This window comes from Leclercia sp. UBA5076 (genome assembly GCF_002416465.1).
Taxonomy (GTDB): Bacteria; Pseudomonadota; Gammaproteobacteria; order Enterobacterales; family Enterobacteriaceae; genus Enterobacter.
In genome coordinates this window covers 470,530-488,029 of sequence record NZ_DIAO01000004.1, presented here as the reverse complement: position 1 = coordinate 488,029, position 17,500 = coordinate 470,530, and the positions used below count along the sequence as shown (strand labels likewise).

The 17,500-nt window shown below is 56.1% G+C and carries 16 protein-coding genes; 7 read left to right on the top strand and 9 right to left on the bottom strand.

What is annotated here, in order from left to right; genetic code table 11:
- Positions 1–47: 47 nt before the first annotated feature.
- Complete coding sequence (locus B3X29_RS05970) at positions 48–1,289, top strand: LVIVD repeat-containing protein (protein WP_290512930.1); 1,242 nt, start codon at positions 48–50, stop codon at positions 1,287–1,289.
- Positions 1,290–1,380: 91 nt separating this feature from the next.
- Here B3X29_RS05970 and mtnK read toward each other — a convergent pair whose 3' ends face one another.
- Positions 1,381–2,580 (bottom strand): S-methyl-5-thioribose kinase, encoded by a 1,200-nt coding sequence (gene mtnK / locus B3X29_RS05965; RefSeq protein WP_159339302.1) that lies wholly within the window; start codon positions 2,578–2,580, stop codon positions 1,381–1,383.
- A 105-nt stretch (positions 2,581–2,685) separates the two neighbouring features.
- On the opposite strand from mtnK, the gene mtnA reads away from it, so the two are divergent.
- The gene (gene mtnA, locus B3X29_RS05960) at positions 2,686–3,714 is read left to right on the top strand and encodes an S-methyl-5-thioribose-1-phosphate isomerase (RefSeq protein WP_159339301.1); all 1,029 of its coding nucleotides are present in this window, start codon (positions 2,686–2,688) and stop codon (positions 3,712–3,714) included.
- An 87-nt stretch (positions 3,715–3,801) separates the two neighbouring features.
- Here mtnA and B3X29_RS05955 read toward each other — a convergent pair whose 3' ends face one another.
- Genes B3X29_RS05955 through B3X29_RS05945 form a run of 3 tightly spaced genes read right to left on the bottom strand, consistent with a single transcriptional unit; the run spans position 3,802 to position 5,641 of the window.
- Complete coding sequence (locus tag B3X29_RS05955) at positions 3,802–4,344, bottom strand: 1,2-dihydroxy-3-keto-5-methylthiopentene dioxygenase (RefSeq protein ID WP_156654082.1); 543 nt, start codon at positions 4,342–4,344, stop codon at positions 3,802–3,804.
- Positions 4,341–5,030, bottom strand: coding sequence for an acireductone synthase (gene mtnC, locus B3X29_RS05950; protein ID WP_103178645.1), 690 nt, complete (start codon positions 5,028–5,030; stop codon positions 4,341–4,343). Before mtnC ends, B3X29_RS05955 begins: the two co-directional genes overlap by 4 nt.
- Complete coding sequence (locus B3X29_RS05945; RefSeq protein ID WP_159339300.1) at positions 5,027–5,641, bottom strand: methylthioribulose 1-phosphate dehydratase; 615 nt, start codon at positions 5,639–5,641, stop codon at positions 5,027–5,029. Before B3X29_RS05945 ends, mtnC begins: the two co-directional genes overlap by 4 nt.
- A gap of 121 nt (positions 5,642–5,762) precedes the next feature.
- Here B3X29_RS05945 and B3X29_RS05940 point away from each other — a divergent pair, with 121 nt between their 5' ends.
- A complete protein-coding gene (locus B3X29_RS05940) occupies positions 5,763–6,923 on the top strand; it encodes a pyridoxal phosphate-dependent aminotransferase (protein WP_159339299.1) in 1,161 nt (386 codons plus the stop codon).
- A 109-nt stretch (positions 6,924–7,032) separates the two neighbouring features.
- Here the strand turns inward: B3X29_RS05940 and citR are convergent, their stop codons facing one another.
- Positions 7,033–7,947 (bottom strand): DNA-binding transcriptional repressor CitR, encoded by a 915-nt coding sequence (gene citR, locus B3X29_RS05935; protein ID WP_103178648.1) that lies wholly within the window; start codon positions 7,945–7,947, stop codon positions 7,033–7,035.
- Between the two features lie 714 nt (positions 7,948–8,661).
- Between citR and ahpC the strand changes: the two genes are divergently transcribed.
- Together ahpC and ahpF are read left to right on the top strand one after the other, a co-directional pair.
- The gene (gene ahpC / locus B3X29_RS05930; protein ID WP_103178649.1) at positions 8,662–9,225 is read left to right on the top strand and encodes an alkyl hydroperoxide reductase subunit C; all 564 of its coding nucleotides are present in this window, start codon (positions 8,662–8,664) and stop codon (positions 9,223–9,225) included.
- Between the two features lie 315 nt (positions 9,226–9,540).
- Complete coding sequence (gene ahpF / locus B3X29_RS05925) at positions 9,541–11,106, top strand: alkyl hydroperoxide reductase subunit F (protein ID WP_159339298.1); 1,566 nt, start codon at positions 9,541–9,543, stop codon at positions 11,104–11,106.
- 56 nt (positions 11,107–11,162) lie between these two features.
- On the opposite strand, the gene uspG is transcribed toward ahpF, so the two are convergent.
- Positions 11,163–11,591 (bottom strand): universal stress protein UspG, encoded by a 429-nt coding sequence (uspG, locus tag B3X29_RS05920; RefSeq protein WP_103178651.1) that lies wholly within the window; start codon positions 11,589–11,591, stop codon positions 11,163–11,165.
- A 202-nt stretch (positions 11,592–11,793) separates the two neighbouring features.
- Between uspG and B3X29_RS05915 the strand changes: the two genes are divergently transcribed.
- A complete protein-coding gene (locus B3X29_RS05915; RefSeq protein WP_159339297.1) occupies positions 11,794–13,032 on the top strand; it encodes a zinc-dependent alcohol dehydrogenase in 1,239 nt (412 codons plus the stop codon).
- Between the two features lie 71 nt (positions 13,033–13,103).
- Here B3X29_RS05915 and rnk read toward each other — a convergent pair whose 3' ends face one another.
- A complete protein-coding gene (rnk, locus tag B3X29_RS05910) occupies positions 13,104–13,514 on the bottom strand; it encodes a nucleoside diphosphate kinase regulator (protein WP_103178653.1) in 411 nt (136 codons plus the stop codon).
- 397 nt (positions 13,515–13,911) lie between these two features.
- Here rnk and B3X29_RS05905 point away from each other — a divergent pair, with 397 nt between their 5' ends.
- Positions 13,912–14,532, top strand: coding sequence for a flavin reductase family protein (locus B3X29_RS05905; RefSeq protein ID WP_159339296.1), 621 nt, complete (start codon positions 13,912–13,914; stop codon positions 14,530–14,532).
- A gap of 4 nt (positions 14,533–14,536) precedes the next feature.
- Here B3X29_RS05905 and rna read toward each other — a convergent pair whose 3' ends face one another.
- Together rna and dcuC are read right to left on the bottom strand one after the other, a co-directional pair.
- Positions 14,537–15,346 (bottom strand): ribonuclease I, encoded by an 810-nt coding sequence (gene rna, locus B3X29_RS05900; protein WP_159339295.1) that lies wholly within the window; start codon positions 15,344–15,346, stop codon positions 14,537–14,539.
- 88 nt (positions 15,347–15,434) lie between these two features.
- Positions 15,435–16,808, bottom strand: a complete 1,374-nt coding sequence (dcuC, locus tag B3X29_RS05895; protein ID WP_159339294.1) for an anaerobic C4-dicarboxylate transporter DcuC — start codon at positions 16,806–16,808, stop codon at positions 15,435–15,437.
- Positions 16,809–17,500: the final 692 nt, after the last annotated feature.

Here is a 17,500-nt window from a genome sequence, read left to right as displayed (position 1 = left end):
GACAGTAGGCCCGGTAAGCGCAGCGCCACCGGGCAACAGGAGGTTGTGTGACCGCATTACCCACCCCCGAATACAGCCGCAATATGCGCTTAATCGGCCACAGCGACCAGGGCGGACGCCCGGACGGCGTGCAGCTGATGGTGCATCGCGGCTTCGCCTATATTGGGCATATGGTGTCGCAGGGCTTTTCCATCGTCGACGTGCGCGATCCAAAGAACCCGAAGGCGGCGGGCTATGTGCCTGCGCCGCCGGGCACCTGGAACGTGCATCTGCAGGCCCATGACGATCTGCTGCTGGTGATCAACGCCCGGGATCTGTTTGCCGATGCCCGCTTTGCTGACGAAAAGGTCTACTACACCCGCCAGGTGGGGGAGACGGTCAGCGACGTGCAGGACAAAGGCTGGAGCGCCGGGCTGCGCATCTTTGATATCTCCACTCCGGATAAGCCGCGGGAAATCAGCTTCCTGTCGCTAAGCGGCATCGGCATTCACCGCATCTGGTACGTGGGCGGGCGCTGGGCCTACGTCTCGGCGCTGATCGACGGCTTTACCGATTACATTTTCCTGACCATCGATCTGGCGGACCCGCGCAAACCCGAAGTGGCGGGGCGCTGGTGGCTGCCGGGGATGAACCAGGCGGCAGGGGAGACCCCCAACTGGCCGGAAGGCAAACGCTACGCCCTGCATCACGCCATCATCGCCGGGGATACCGCCTACGGCAGCTGGCGCGACGGCGGCCTGACCCTGCTGGATGTAAAGGATCGCAGCCAGCCGAAATTGATCAGCCATCGCAACTGGAGCCCGCCGTTTGGTGGCGGCACCCACACCGCGCTGCCGCTGCCGGACCGGGATCTGCTGGTGGTGCTGGATGAAGCGGTGCTCGACAATCAGGAGGATGGGGAGAAGCTGATCTGGCTGTTTGATATTCGCGAGCCATCGAACCCGGTCAGCATCGCGACCTTCCCGCAGCCAAACGAGCGGGATTATGTGGCGAAAGGGGCGCATTTCGGGCCGCACAATTTACATGAGAACCGCCCCGGGAGCTTTGTCAGCTCAACGCTGATTTTTGCCACCTACCAGAACGCCGGGATGCGCGCCTATGATATCTCCGATCCCTACCGTCCGGTGGAAACCGGCGCGCTGGTGCCTGCCGCACCGGAGAAAATGATGGATACGCGACCCAACCGCCCGCAGGTGATCCAGTCCTGCGATCTGTTTGTCGATGCACAGGGGATTATCTACAGCACCGACTACAACGGCGGGCTGTCGGTAATTGAGTATTTAGGTTGAGTTTTTGCCGGGTGGCGGCATCGCCTTACCGGGCCTACATTCGAATCGTAGGCCCGGTAAGCGTTAGCGCCACCTGGCAAACAGACCGCACCTAACTGTACTGACGCACCCGCGCCACCAGCTCATCCACGCTGTCGATACGGTCGGCAATGACGATTAACGCTTTACCGAGCGTAATGGCGTGGCGCAGGCATTCGTGGCGCATCTCGTCATCACGGATGGTGTCGATATCCGCCACGTGTGACAGGCCCACGCTGCGGCGGATCAGCTCGGTGCCGCAGAAGCCAATCGCGTCGTGCCAGACCTTTTTCAGAAACGCGCTGGCATAACCCGGCACGCTGAGCGCCGCATCGCGGGATTTCTCCGTTGCCAGCGCCTGGAAACGTTCCGCGAAGGTATTCCAGAGTTCCTGGATATCGATCAGGCGCTGTTCACGCCCGGCCGCTGCATCCCGGATGCCAAGGTGGCCCGGCAGGCCGCAGAAGTTCAGCAGCAGGTTGCCGATGGCGGTGCCGATATCAAACCCAATCGGGCCGAAATAACCGAACTCGGCGTCAATGGCCTTCAGGCTGCCCTCGGCGACAAAAATCGAGCCGCTGTGAATGTCGCCGTGCAGCAGCGCTTCGGCCTGGGAGAAGAAGCGGTGTTTCAGGGCGGCGACGGCAATTTTCAGCTGGGCGTCGTCGCGCAGGGCGGCCACGTCGCTTTCCAGCGCCGCCGGGTAGTTGTTACGCGCGTGGATCTGGTACGGATCGTTGAAGAAGAGATCTTCGGTGATCTCGCACATCGCCGGGTTGAGGAACTTCGCCACCTGCGCTTTTTTGGTATGCGGGTGCAGGTAAAAATCGCTGGTGTGGAACAGGGCGTGAGCGAGGTACTCCCCCAGCTGACGTGCTGCCTGGGGGTAAAACACATTGTTGATCAGCTCCCCGCGCCAGATCTTATGGCTGGAGAGATCTTCCATCACCATCACCGCCAGATCCGGGTCGAAGTGGTGGATTTTGACCGTATGCTGCGGGCTGTGCTGATAGTGCTCCACCAGAGTTTGCGCTTCGAGGCGGGCGCGATCCAGCGTCAGCGGCCAGGATTCCCCCACGCAGCGCACGTAGGGCAGGGCCTGCTTTACGATGATGCGGCTGACGCCCTGGTTATCGAAGATTTTAAACACCAGATTGAGGTTACCGTCGCCTACCTCCTGCGCCTCTACCAGCGAGGCGGGATCGTCGAGGCCGCCAAACTGTTGGGCATACGCTACGGCGTCCTGAGCGGTAAAGGTATGGTATTGCGACATTGCTTGTTCCTCATCTGTTCCGGTAATAAAGACATTTAGACGTCTATACATCTGAATTTTATCCTGACACAATGTGCTACAACAACGCAACAGAGAATTAACGACATGCAGAGATTACAGACGACCAGCCTGCGGGTGACGGAAAATCAGCTATTTATTCTCGACCAACAGGCGCTTCCGCAGGAGAAACGCTGGCTGGATGCGACAACGGTAGAGGCGCTGGTGGGACATATTCACGCCCTGCGCGTGCGGGGCGCGCCGCTGATTGGGCTTTCTGCCAGCCTGCTGTTGGCGCTGCTGGCGGAAAACGGCCATAGCCGGGATGAACTGGCGGTGGCGCTGGAGACGCTGCGCGCCTCGCGTCCGACCGCGGTCAACCTGATGAACAATCTCGACCGTATGAAACTGGCGCTGTGGCAGGAGGATTTTGTCCCGGCGCTGGGGGCAGAGGCGCTGCGCCTGATCGACGAAGATAAGCAGCTCTGCGACGCGATTGCCCATGCAGGCAGCGCGCTGGTGAAGCCCGGCAGCCGCCTGCTCACCCATTGCAATACCGGTGGCCTGGCGACCGCCGGTGTGGGCACCGCGCTGGGGGTGATTGCCCTTGCCCATCAGCAGGGCAAGGTCAGCAACGTCTGGGTGGATGAGACCCGTCCGCTGTTGCAGGGCGGCAGGCTGACGGCCTGGGAGCTGGGTGAGCTGGGCGTGCCGTATAGTCTGATCACCGATTCAATGGCCGCCAGCCTGATGGCCAAAGGCCAGGTGGACGCGGTGTGGGTGGGGGCGGATCGCATTGCCGCTAACGGCGATGTGGCGAATAAAATCGGCACCTACTCCCTGGCGGTACTGGCGAAATTCCACGGTATTCCCTTCTATGTGGCCGCCCCGCAAACCACGCTCGATCCGAACTGTCCGAACGGGGAGGCGATCCCTATTGAACAGCGCGATGCCCGGGAAGTGACCGGCGTGGCGGGGAGCTTCGGTGCGGTGCAGTGGGCGCCCACTGACGCACAGGTCTATAACCCGGCGTTCGACGTCACGCCAGCGTCACTGATAAGTGGGTGGGTGCTGGATACGGGCGTGGTGCGGCCGGAAGAGGTGGCGAAGGGATTTTTTGGCAAGGGTGCGGTCTGAATAATGCCGGGTGGCGCTAACGCTTACCCGGCCTACAAACCGTTTGTAGGTCCGTGCAAGCGCAGCGCCGCCGGGCAGGGCATGGTGCTACGGCAATCTCGGATAGCTATCTGCAATCGCATCCCCGGTAAACTGCGCCACCCAGCCTTCCGGGTTATCGAAAATCCGGATCGCGGTAAAGTTCGGCTCAGAGCCCATATCAAACCAGTGCGGCGTACCGGCGGGAACGGAGATCAGGTCGTTCTTCTCGCATAACACCTGACAGACCTGGTCGCCAATGTGCAGGCAGAACAGCCCGGCGCCTTCAACAAAGAAACGCACTTCATCTTCGCCGTGGGTGTGTTCATTGAGAAACTTCGCCCGCAGGGCCTCTTTTTGCGGGTTATCCGCGCGCAGGCTGATGACATCCCAGCTCTGGTAGCCCTTCTCCGCCACCAGCTTATCGATGGCGTGCTGGTAGGCATTAATCACCGTCTCCGGCGACGGATCGCGGCCCAGATCGCGGTCGGCTTCCCAGCGCTCAAAGCGGACGCCGCGGGCGTTCAGCTGCTGCTGGATCGCCTCAGCGTCGGTGCTGTGCCACTCCGGCTGGCTGGCTTCTTTATCTGAATAAATGGTCAATGCGCTCATGAAGGGATCTGCTCCGGATTGATGTCGTCAAACTGATGCACCTGATGGTGATGGCTGGCCCCGTCCTCATCGCCGCGAATCAGCTGCAGGGTGCGAAAACCGGCCTGTTCCGCGGCATCCAGCTCCTGATGAATATCCGACAGGAAGAGGATCTGCGAGGGGGCTGCGCCAATCTGGGCCGCAATATTCTGATAAGACGCTACCTCGCGCTTGGCACCTATGTGGGTATCAAAATAGCCGCTGAACAGATGAGTAATATCACCTTCGTCGCTGTAGCCAAATAACAGTTTCTGCGCCGCCACGGAGCCGGAGGAATAAACATAGAGATCAATGCCCTGCGCTTTCCATTTTTCGAGAGAGGGCAGAACGTCCGGATAGAGATGGCCGGTGAAGTCGCCGTTGACGTAACCCTCCCGCCAGATGATCCCCTGCAACGCTTTGAGCGCTGTCGATTTGCGATCGTCATCCATAAAGGCGAACAGGGTGTCAATCAGATCCCGGGTGCTGGCCTGCGGCTGGTCAATCTCTTCGCGCAGATTGTCCAGAATGGTGTTGACCGGTTCGGCATACTGCTGGGCGTTGATAAAGGCCGCCAGCCGCTCGCGCGCATAAGGGAACAGAACATTGTGGACAAAACGAATATCGCTGGTGGTGCCTTCAATATCCGTCACAATCGCGCGAATCATACTCTCTCCAGTTGTCGTAAACGCATCTCGCACTCGAACAGGAATTCGAGGCCTTCAAGGTGACGCCGGGCTTCGGCCACGTCGCGTCCCCAGCAGGTTAAGCCATGACCGCGCAGAAGAAAACCATAATTCAGCGGGCGCTCCCGACCGTAATGGGCGATTCGCGAGGCCAGGGCGTCGATATCCTGGTCGTTATCAAACACGGCGATGGGCACCGTATCGAGGTGGCTGGTCTGGCCGCGGAGTGATTTCTGCATCTCAAAGCCGCTGAGGCGTAGCTCCGGCGTTTTCACCAGTCGGGAGAGCACCGTGGCGTTGACCGTATGCACATGCAGCACCGCGTTGGCCTCCGGGAAGAGGCGATAAATCAGAGTATGCAGGCCAGTTTCTGCGGAAGGCTTACGCCCGGAGGGGGCGCGGTTGGTGGCAATCTCAACCTGCAGGAAATCCGCGGGCGTCAGGCTGCCTTTGTCTTTGCCGGACTCGCTGAGCCAGCACCAGGTCTCATCCTGCCGCACGGACATATTGCCCCCGGTGGCGGGTGCCCATCCCTTTGCGCCGATCCAGTGGCAGGCATCCACCAGTGCTGTGAGTCGCAGGTCGTCTGTCATCCTTCTTACCTCTTCGGCCAGGAATATCATTATGGTTTAGACGTCTAAGCGTCTTGATTGCCAAATACTAACATCGTGTTATAGTGGCAGCAACATATGTATTACATACAGGTCCGTCGACATGCGTAATAACCCCTTGATTCCAGACAGCAAACTTCCGGCTCTCGGCACCACGATCTTCACGCAAATGAGCGCTCTGGCGCAGCAATACAACGCCATAAATCTGTCGCAGGGTTTTCCCGATTTCGATGGCCCGGACTACCTTCAGCAACGTCTGGCCTGGCATGTGGCGAACGGTGCGAACCAGTATGCGCCGATGACGGGGGCGCAACCGCTGCGCGAAGCGATTGCCGATAAAACCGCGGAACTGTATGGCTATCAACCGGATGCTAATAGCGACATCACCGTCACCGCCGGGGCGACTGAGGCCCTCTACGCCGCAATCACCGCCCTGGTGCGTACCGGCGACGAGGTCATCTGCTTTGACCCAAGCTACGACAGCTATGCCCCGGCGATTGCGTTATCGGGTGGGGTGGTAAAGCGCGTGGCGCTCCAGCCGCCGCACTTTCGCCCGGACTGGCAGGCCTTCGCGGCACTGCTCAGTGAGAAAACCCGGCTGGTTATTTTGAACACGCCGCACAATCCCTCTGCGACGGTATGGCGGCAGGCGGATTTTGCCGTGCTCTGGCAGGCCATTGCGGAACGCGAAATCTATGTGCTGAGCGATGAAGTGTACGAGCATATCTGCTTTGCAGAGGCGGGGCATGCCAGCGTGCTTGCGCATCCGCAGCTGCGCGAGCGGGCCGTTGCCGTCTCCTCTTTTGGCAAAACGTTCCATATGACCGGCTGGAAAGTGGGGTACTGCGTGGCGCCTGCGGCGATCAGCGCCGAACTGCGTAAGGTGCATCAGTTCCTGACGTTTGCGGTCAATACCCCGGCACAGCTGGCAATTGCTGATATGCTGCGCCACCAGCCGGAACACTACCGTGAGCTGCCGGACTTTTATCGCGCCCGCCGGGATCGCTTTATCGGGGCGTTGAGTGAAAGTCGTCTGGAAATTCTGCCCTGCGAAGGGACCTATTTCCTGCTGGCGGACTACAGTGCAATCTACGATCTGGATGACGTCAGTTTTTGCCAATGGTTAACCAAAGAGGTAGGGGTGGCGGCGATCCCGCTGTCGGTATTCTGTGCTGACCCGTTCCCGCATAAACTTATTCGCCTCTGTTTTGCCAAGCAGGAGACGACATTACTGGCGGCGGCAGAACAGCTGAACAAATTATAATAAAATAAATATAAATCAGTGGGTTCTAATACGCAGAATTATAAAATAATTTCTGCGTATTTATTTTGTAATAGTATTAACAGTGTGATTCAATTCCCATCAGACCTTGTTACTCATACTGAAAACCCTCGGCACTCACTTGCTCGACAAAAGTAGAGAATACGCTGCTATTTAATGCCGTGCGGTTATACAGCATATAAACATTCAGGGTGGGTAAGGTAAAAGGGACCTCAATTTTTTTCAGATTAAATGCCTCACGATACTGTTCATATACCGCCTCAGGCATAAAGCCGAGTAAGTTTGATGAACCTACCATCATAATCAGTGAAAAAAAGGAGTCACAGCGGAAAGCGATTTTCCTGTCCGGAAACGAGTTTTCTGCCTGCATCTGAAAGACTTTAACGCCCGGTTCATCACTCATAAAGAAAGTGTATTTTTCCTTACTCAGTTCTTCCTGAGTGGCAACCGAGCCGATGCGCGGGTGATCCTGACGACACACCGTCACCACGGGTAAATCGAGGTAGCGAGTGCAGACAATCGACCGGTTGGCTATCGGGGCGAAAGAGAAGACCAGGTCAGCTTTACGGTAGGCTAACAGGTCTTCCGCCGAGTCGGCCGCCAGCAGCATGTCGTGGTATTCAATTTCATAATTATGCTCACGCATCAACAGTTTCATCGACGCGATCAATGGGCCTCTCGTCATGACCTGCGGGCAGTAGATAACAAAGTTCTTCTTCAGCGCCGAGCCATGCATGATATTGATCGTCTGCTCGATACTATTCAGATTTTGTTCGAGATGCATATGTAAATTGACCCCCACCGTCGTCGGGGAGATGCCTTTACCGGAGCGGATAAACAGCGGATCGTTCAGCTGATTACGTAATCGTTGCAGTGACTGGCTCACCGCAGAGGGGGTAATAAATAGCGTTTCTGCTGCTTTGCTGATACTGAGATGCTGGTAAATGCACTCAAAAATCACCAACAGATTAAGGTCAAATTTTTTCAAATCGTAAAGGTTAGCCATGATTCGTCCTGAGTAAGCTCTCTGAATGGCATTATCATATAAATAATAACTATAGAAGTAAGTTTGCCATTCATCATCCATTTGATCGGATAACTTAAGATAATTTAAATTTCAACTTAATATATCATGGCTGCAAATTAATTAAATAAAGGCCGAACAATTATTATAGTAATTTTCACCATAAAAAGGCGGGCAAAAGCGTTGCTATTACGCTGCCAGTCAGGTATTAAGGCTTACTCATCATCCTATTAAGCTGTTCCTTATTCGCCAGGCTGGCCACCTGCTGTAATTCATTCTGGCTATTCGTATAACAGCGCGCCAGCGTGGCCGCTGCGCCTGGCTTATCCATGATCCCCTATAAAATCACTCGCAAAGCGCGGGTTCGGTAAAACCTATCACAGCCATAGGTATTATTACCCTGTCAGCGAATTGCCCTTTCGTTGAGGGGGTGGTGTAATCCCCTTTGCTGTCACGGCCTGACTAAAGGTCATGTAGAGCGCAACACATCGCCAGCTTCGGCTGGCACTGATGTTACCCCCGGGTAGCTCAGGTATCAGGGCCGCCGTCAAGGCGGCCTTTTTACTTTTTTAGTTCACGCAGTTTCTTGTGAAAGGTTGTTAGGTATCGCTGATTGATTTGATAATGCAAACGCATTAGCCCGGATCGGCAAAGTTCGGTACCTTACACCTCAACGAAAACACGGAGGAAGTACAGATGTCTTTAATTAATACCAAAATCAAACCTTTCAAAAACCAGGCGTTCAAAAACGGTGAATTCATCGAAGTTACCGAGAAAGATACCGAAGGTCGCTGGAGCGTCTTCTTCTTCTATCCAGCTGACTTCACCTTCGTCTGCCCGACTGAACTGGGTGACGTTGCTGACCACTACAGCGAGTTCCAGAAGCTGGGCGTAGATATCTACTCTGTCTCTACTGACACCCACTTCACGCACAAAGCATGGCACAGCAGCTCTGAAACCATCGCGAAAATCAAATATGCGATGATCGGCGACCCAACTGGCGCCCTGACCCGTAACTTTGACAACATGCGTGAAGATCAGGGTCTGGCAGACCGTGGTACTTTCATCGTTGACCCGCAGGGCATCATCCAGGCGGTAGAAGTTACAGCTGAAGGCATCGGCCGTGACGCATCTGACCTGCTGCGTAAAGTGAAAGCGGCTCAGTACGTTGCTTCTCACCCAGGCGAAGTTTGCCCGGCGAAATGGAAAGAAGGCGACGCGACTCTGGCTCCGTCCCTGGACCTGGTTGGCAAAATCTAAATTTCCGTCGTATTTCGCGCCATAGCGGCGTTGGCGTCGCCTGCTCACCCCGGTCACTTACTTATGTAAGCTCCCGGGGACTCACAGGCTAGCCGCCTTGCTCTGACGCGAACCACTTTGGAGATTCGTTTGCAACGCCCGGCGGCGCTGCGCTTGCACAGGCCTACAAAACGCAGGCCGGGTAAACGAAGTGCCACCCGGCATTCAATGGGCGCATCCGCGCCCATTTCATTCCAGCACCATGATGCAAGTTGCACTCAGGCAGCCAGGATTAGGCCGCTTGCATGATGATGTTTTTTAAGCAGGAGATAAAGAATGCTCGACACAAATATGAAAACCCAGCTCAAAGCCTACCTTGAGAAGCTGACCAAACCTGTTGAGCTGATTGCCACGCTGGATGACAGCGCTAAATCGGCAGAAATCAAGGAACTGCTGGCGGAGATCGCCGACCTGTCCGAAAAGGTCACTTTTAAGGAAGATAACACCCTTGCGGTGCGTAAACCCTCTTTCCTGATCACCAACCCAGGTTCGACCCAGGGGCCGCGCTTTGCCGGTTCTCCGCTGGGACATGAATTTACCTCACTGGTGCTGGCCCTGCTGTGGACCGGTGGTCATCCGTCGAAGGAAGCGCAGGCATTACTTGAGCAGATCCGCGACCTGGAGGGTGATTTTGAATTCGAAACCTACTACTCGCTCTCCTGCCATAACTGCCCGGACGTGGTGCAGGCGCTGAACCTGATGGCGGTGCTGAACCCGCGCATCAAACACACCGCCATTGACGGCGGGGTGTTCCAGAACGAAATCACCGATCGTAACGTGATGGGCGTTCCGGCGGTGTTTGTGAACGGTAAAGAGTTTGGTCAGGGTCGTATGACGCTGGCTGAAATCGTCGCAAAAGTGGATACCGGCGCGGAAAAACGTGCAGCAGAAGAGCTGAACAAGCGTGATGCCTATGACGTGCTGATTGTCGGTTCCGGCCCGGCGGGTGCGGCGGCTGCGGTTTACTCTGCCCGTAAAGGTATTCGCACCGGTCTGATGGGCGAACGCTTTGGCGGCCAGGTACTGGATACGGTAGATATTGAAAACTATATCTCCGTGCCTAAAACCGAAGGTCAGAAACTGGCTGGCGCCCTGAAAGCGCACGTCAGCGAATATGAAGTGGATGTGATCGACAGCCAGAGCGCCAGCAAACTGGTGCCGGCAGCGCAGGAAGGCGGTTTCCACCAGATTGAAACGGCATCTGGTGCGGTGCTGAAAGCGCGCAGCGTGATCATTGCTACCGGTGCCAAATGGCGCAACATGAACGTGCCTGGCGAAGAACAGTATCGCACCAAAGGGGTAACCTACTGCCCGCACTGCGACGGCCCGCTCTTCAAAGGCAAACGCGTGGCGGTAATTGGTGGCGGTAACTCCGGTGTGGAAGCGGCCATCGACCTCGCCGGTATCGTGGAGCACGTCACGCTGCTGGAGTTTGCGCCAGAGATGAAAGCCGATCAGGTCCTGCAGGATAAAGTGCGCAGCCTGAACAACGTCGACATCATCCTGAACGCGCAGACCACCGAAGTGACAGGCGATGGCAGTAAAGTGACCGGCCTTGAGTACCGCGACCGCGTGAGCGGTGACGTACACAGCGTTCAGCTTTCGGGGATCTTTGTGCAGATTGGTCTGCTGCCGAACACCACCTGGCTGGAAGGCGCCATTGAGCGTAACCGCATGGGCGAGATCATCATCGACGCCAAGTGTGAGACCAGCGTGAAGGGCGTATTTGCGGCGGGCGACTGCACCACCGTACCGTACAAACAGATCATCATCGCCACTGGCGAAGGGGCGAAAGCGTCACTGAGCGCCTTTGATCATCTGATTCGTACCAAAACAGCATAAGAACGTAAGATAACACCTGCACTGTAAAGAGGCTACCCTGGGGTAGCCTCTTTTTTTTATCTCACGACCAGCACCGGCACAAAGGCGTGGCGGATCACGCTGGAGGCGTTCGACCCCAGCAGATGGGTGGAGATTGACGGGTTACGCGACCCGATCACCACGATATCGGCCTTCAGCTCGCTGGCCATCTCATTCACGACGTCACGCACGTGACCAAAACAGACATGGGTTCTGAGACGTGAGGAGTCGATGCTGAAGTGGCCGATCATGGTCTGCAGCCGGGCTTGTGCTTCTTTTTCGATATGCTCTTCAAAGCGGCGCATATCGGCGGCAAAGCGATGCAATCCGAAGGTGGACGAGCCCGGTAAAACATGCAGTAAGTGAATAATACCATCCTGCTGCGCCAGGAATTCAGCGTGGCGAATCGCCTTGTCGCTCAATTCCATCTCAAAAACATCCACCGGCATAATAATCGTCTGGTACATACCCGTTTCTCCCTGTTTATTTACGCTTATTCCATTCAAACACAAAATATAAGCAAATTCTGATAGCTGGCAGGCATTTTTTAATATCGTCGCGCTTGTAGGCCAGGAATAATCCCAAAGCCGTGCAATTTCCCGGTATATCCCCGCTGATGGCTACCCTTTTAAGGTAAACCCGCATTTTTTCTCTGAATCCGGAGGTCGAATGAAAGCATTGACGTATCATGGCCCACATAACGTTAAGGTTGAAACGGTACCCGATCCGGCCATCGAGCAAGCTGACGATATTATTCTGCGCATCACCGCCACCGCGATCTGCGGTTCTGATCTGCATCTCTATCATGGGAAGATCCCGAAGGTGGAACATGGCGATATCTTCGGCCATGAGTTTATGGGGGAAGTGGTAGAGACCGGCCGAGAGGTGAAAAACCTCGCTAAGGGCGATCGGGTAGTGATCCCCTTTGTGATTGCCTGCGGCGACTGCTTTTTCTGCCGCCTGCAGCATTATGCCGCCTGTGAAAATACCAACAGCGGGCGCGGCGCTTCCCTGAATAAAAAACAGATCCCACCTCCGGCTGCGCTTTTTGGCTATAGCCATCTTTACGGTGGTGTGCCCGGCGGCCAGGCGGAATATGTCCGCGTGCCAAAAGGCAACGTCGGCCCCTTTAAGGTGCCGCCGCTGCTGTCAGATGATAAGGCCCTGTTCATGTCGGACATCCTGCCCACTGCCTGGCAGGCCGCCAAAAATGCCCAGATCACTCAGGGCAGCAGCGTCGCGGTATTTGGCGCCGGGCCAGTAGGCCTCCTGACCGTTGCCTGCGCACGTTACCTCGGGGCCGAGCAGATTTTTATCGTCGATCATCACGACTACCGACTGCGCTTCGCCCAGGATCGTTACGGCGCGATCCCCATTAACTTCGATCGCGACGACGATGCCGCAGAAAAAATCATTGAGCAGACCCGGGGTCAGCGTGGGGTGGATGCTGTTATCGATGCGGTAGGTTTTGAGGCGAAAGGGAGCACCACGGAAACGGTGCTGACCAACCTCAAGCTCGAGGGCAGCAGCGGTAAAGCCCTGCGGCAGTGTATTGCTGCGGTACGGCGCGGTGGGATCGTCAGCGTGCCGGGCGTCTATGCCGGCTTTATTCATGGTTTCCTGTTTGGCGATGCCTTTGACAAAGGGCTCACCTTTAAAATGGGGCAGACTGACGTTCATGCCTGGCTGGGTGAACTGTTGCCGCTGATCGAGCAGGGGCTGCTCACGCCTGAAGAGATCGTCACCCATTATATGCCGTTTGAAGAGGCGGCTCGCGGATATGAGATCTTTGATAAGCGTCAGGAAGAGTGCCGGAAAATTATTCTGGTGCCTGGTGCACAAAGCGCGGAAGTGGCAAAAGAGCGGGTCACGGGGCTGGTCAACCCTATGCCTGGCGGCGTGATCTGATAGCGGAAGGCCGGAAAGAGGATGCCCGGGCATCCTCTGGGTTAAGCGCGTAAACGCTTATTCAGATGGGCTTAGCGCAGGTATTCGCCTGCTGCTTCAGGCTGCCAGAGCAGTTCCAGCACCTCCAGATGCGTGGCGGTACCGCCTGGCAGTTCCCAATGGATAGTGTCGCCGGTACGCAGGCCAATCAACGCGGCCCCCACCGGTGCCAGGACCGACAGTTGCGTGCTGCTGTCGGTCATCTGCGCCGGGTAGACCAGCGTGCGGGTACGCACTTCGCCAGTGGTCAGATCGCGGAATTTCACCTGGCTGTTCATGGTGACCACGTCAGACGGCATGTCCTGCGGGGCACACATCTGGGCACGATCCAGTTCAGCGTTCAGGGCATCTGCGACGGGTAGCGATGCAAAGGCCGGTTGCTCCAGCAGGCGGTCGATACGTTCAGCATCGAGTTCGTTAATGATAATGGTGGGTCTGGACATTATTTACTCCATGTCGTTAATGCTGCGACAACCGCAGAAGATGCCAAAAGAAAACCCTCGCCATCCGGTAGCGAGGGTTTAACGATAACTGATAATACTGAGTCTGCGCCCGGGTTTGAAGTGATGGCTGTCACATTCATGGTGTGGATTGAGTTCCAGGCTGTCATCTGCCTCTATAGTATGAATTTTGTACGAAAAACGTGATCGTTCGCCGATTTGGATTATCCTTTTTATGCGCCCTTACAAAGTAAGCGCCGCTGATAAGCGTCGATAAACGACACATATTCATTCTTCATTTCATACGGATTGCGTTACGCTGATCCTCTTGGGGCAGGGGGATGAGCGAAGCGTAATCCGTGCCTGCCGGTTTACATTCCAAACCTGTTCAGAGAGCGCTATGTACTTTTATCAACCTTCCCAGGGACACGGCCTGCCGCACGATCCACTTAACGCCATTGTTGGCCCACGTCCGATTGGCTGGATTGCCTCATGCGATCCTCAAGGACGCCCCAATCTGGCCCCCTACAGCTTCTTCAACTGTTTTAATTACCATCCGCCCATCATCGGTTTTGCCAGCACCGGCTGGAAGGACAGCGTGCGCAATATTGTCGAGACCGGGGAGTTTGTCTGGAATCTCACCACCCGTGAGCTGGCCAGCGCCATGAATGAGACCTCTGCCAGCCTCGCGCACGGGGAGGATGAGTTTTTACGTGCCGGGCTGACTAAAGCGGAGAGCCAGCTGGTGAAGGTGCCGCGCGTCGCCGAAAGTCCGGTCAATTTTGAGTGCCGCCTGTCACAGTGTATCCAGTTGACTGCCGCCAGCGGCGCTCCGGTCGATACCTGGCTGGTGCTGGGGGAAGTGGTGGGGATCCACATTGACGAAAACCTGCTGCAGGACGGGATCTATCAGACGGCGAAAGCCCAGCCGGTGCTGCGCGCCGGTGGCCCGACGGCGTACTTCGCCATTAGCGAGGATCAACGCTTTGACCTGGTCCGCCCGGACGCGCGAAAAGGGTAAGATCTCAGTAACCGATTTTGTCGATCACAAACTGTTTGCCACAGTTGCCCGGATGCGGCTGTGGCACAAATGAGGAGGTTGCCAGCGGGGCGTTGATGCTGGCCGCGGTGAGGGAAAGCTGTACTTCAGTGAGATAGGCCGGATTACCGCTGCAGCTGAGCTTGACGGCTTTCACCGTTGTCTGCCCCCAGCTTCTGGCGACGGCGGCGTCAAAGGCGCTGCGGGTGACGGTTTTGCCGTAGTTGGCCGCGAGGAACTGCCCCAGCGGGCTGGCTTTGACTTCCTGGTTCATGCGCACCATGGTGCCGAAATAGGCGTCGGGATCGAACCCAAAGCAGACGCCGTGTTTGGCATATTCGTAACGTTCGAGGCAGGAGTTGCCGCCTGCGCCGGGCATCACCTCATTTAGCTTCGCGGCACCGGTTAGCGACAGGCCGGTCTCGGCGGCGTCGCATTTACGGCTGGCTTTTGCCTCCGGCATATTGGGAATGGGGCGGGTGGCGCAGCCATAGCGCATCCAGCGGCGATCGTCGACGCCGCGAGCGGCGATAGATTTCGGCAAGCCCGGCCACAGGCCGTGAACGGTGAGGATCGTCGTTTTGTCGTTACGCTCTTTTTGCAGGCGGCACTCATCTGGCGCTGCGCGGTTGCGGTCATGCAGGCTCTGGCAAAAACCAGATTGCCATGAGAGCGCCAGCACGTAGCGATCGAAATCCGCATATTGCGTCGCCTGAAGCGGGGCGGCCTGCGCCGGGAAAGCGCACAGCGCAACTGCGGTTACGCTGACAGGCAAAACGAAATCCTTTCTGAACATGTCAATTCCTGATGGTTGAATGCAAAATATTGCTGGTGCTTATTAAAGCACAAAAAGCGCCCGCAGGCGCTTTATGCTGTGGCGTGGCTTAGCCCACGGCGGTGCCAGGCACCAGTACTTCCGTGGCAATAATCACAATCACCAGCCCCACCAGCACCGGAACAGAGGTGCGTTTTACCACTTCGAACGGCGAAATCTTCGCCATCCCGGCAACGGCGACCACCACACCGGAAACCGGGGAGATGGTGCGGCCCAGGTTGGAGGCCTGCAGCATCGGGATGGTGAGATAGGCCGGGTTAATACCGGACGAGTGCGCCAGTTTCGGGATCATCTCCACGAAGGCGTAGAACGGCGCATTACCGGAGCCGGTGGTCATCGCCGCCAGCATGGTCAGGACAACCAGCACCATCATCAGGATGATACTCGCCGAACCAAACGAGGTGGCGATGGAGATCAGGCTCTGGATAAAGCCGATAGTGCTCAGCCCCTGGGCAAAGACCCCGGCCGCCACCAGTAGCATCACTACCCCGGCGAAAGCATCCGCCATGCCGCGATAGGCCACTTCCAGGCCGCTAAAGACCTTCTGAGTATTGAAGCCGCGAACAAATTCCAGCAGCGCGGCAATCAGCATGCAGAGCACCAGAATGGTGATGATATGCAGTTCCGGACCCCATTTGCCCTCGAAAATCAGCACGCCGACGATGGGCGTAAACGGCAGAATTGCATAGAAGGAGGGGGCGGTGGTGGTGATTTCGCTGACATCGAGGCGTTCGTGCGAGATGTTCTCTTTATTATCGAGGTAACGCTGCCAGAAGAAGTGCGCAATTGCCATGCCGATAATGGCGGCAATAGAGATCGGCAGGGTGGTTTTAAAGGCGAAATCGATCAGCGGCATCTCGGCAGCTTTAGCGGCCAGTACCACGTCACCGGAGGTGGGGGAGAGAATAATCGCTGCCGGGGAGGCACAGATGGCTGCCGCCGCACCGCGACTGATCCCCACGTTGACCATTACCGGGAACAGGGTCGCCATCAACAGTACCCCGAGGCCCGTCGCTGACGACACGGCCAGTGACATCAGGCAGGCGACAAAATAGGCGGCAATCATCAGCAGGTAAGGGGAGTTGATATAGCTCAGCGGCTTTGAGGCCAGCTTAACGACCATATCATTGGCGCCGATGTGAGTCATATAGGCGGCAAAGCCGCAGAGCATCATGATCATCATCCCCAGATCGCCACCGCGGCTCATCAGCAGGATTTTGATATATTCAATGATGTCGGTTGCGGTGTAACCGGTGCTGGTGGCACTGGACGGCAGCACCTGGTGACCCATCAGGGCACTGACAATCAACAGAGCCAGACCGCCGACAAAGAGCACCCCGGTAGCGGAGTAACCTTTAATGATGTAGCGTGCGACGCCGACAATGACAACCACCCCGATCAGGAGCTCGATAAACGTTAGCATGGTTTCCTCTGTTTCCCGACGCCCCCAGAGCGAAGGATAAAGTAGCAATGAAAATAAGGTGACAAAATGTGCCGAAATAATGGCCCGGTCTCGCTGACTAAAATCAATAAATCGGCGACTAAAGCGTCGTTGTTGCCGATTTTCTGCTGCAGCGCTATGTATCTTCGCTGGTTGGTCCTGGTTCGCGTGTCGACGCGCGATCACCACACTCCTTAAACCCGCCTTTGGCGTCTCTCTGCTGCAGAAAGAAACCCGATACATTCAGATAATCAAATTTCAATACGCTTTAACCGTCACTTCGCGGATAATATTTTACCGCTCGGATCGCTCTTAAAATATATTTAAGATGGGCTTATGCGGATAAAAATATTACCTTTTTAGCCGTTATTTCAATGCGGATAAATATCCGGCAAAGGCGTCCTGGCGCGATGCGTGTTGCCAGCCTGAGGAGTGGGTGGTTGGCGGGTTTCTCGACGGTATAGGAGCCCCGCAACACCGCTGCGATAGGGGGTAAGCTATTCGTGTGCTATATAAGCTATTGCATCATCATTAATTTTTCTTAAAAGCATCTTAATATTTTGCGGTAAGCCATTTTTTATCAGGACAATTCTTATCTGCTGCGCTGAATAATTAAGATAAACGCCAATGTCGTCATGTTTCCATTCCGCTATTCTGTGCGAGAAGACGCGGTG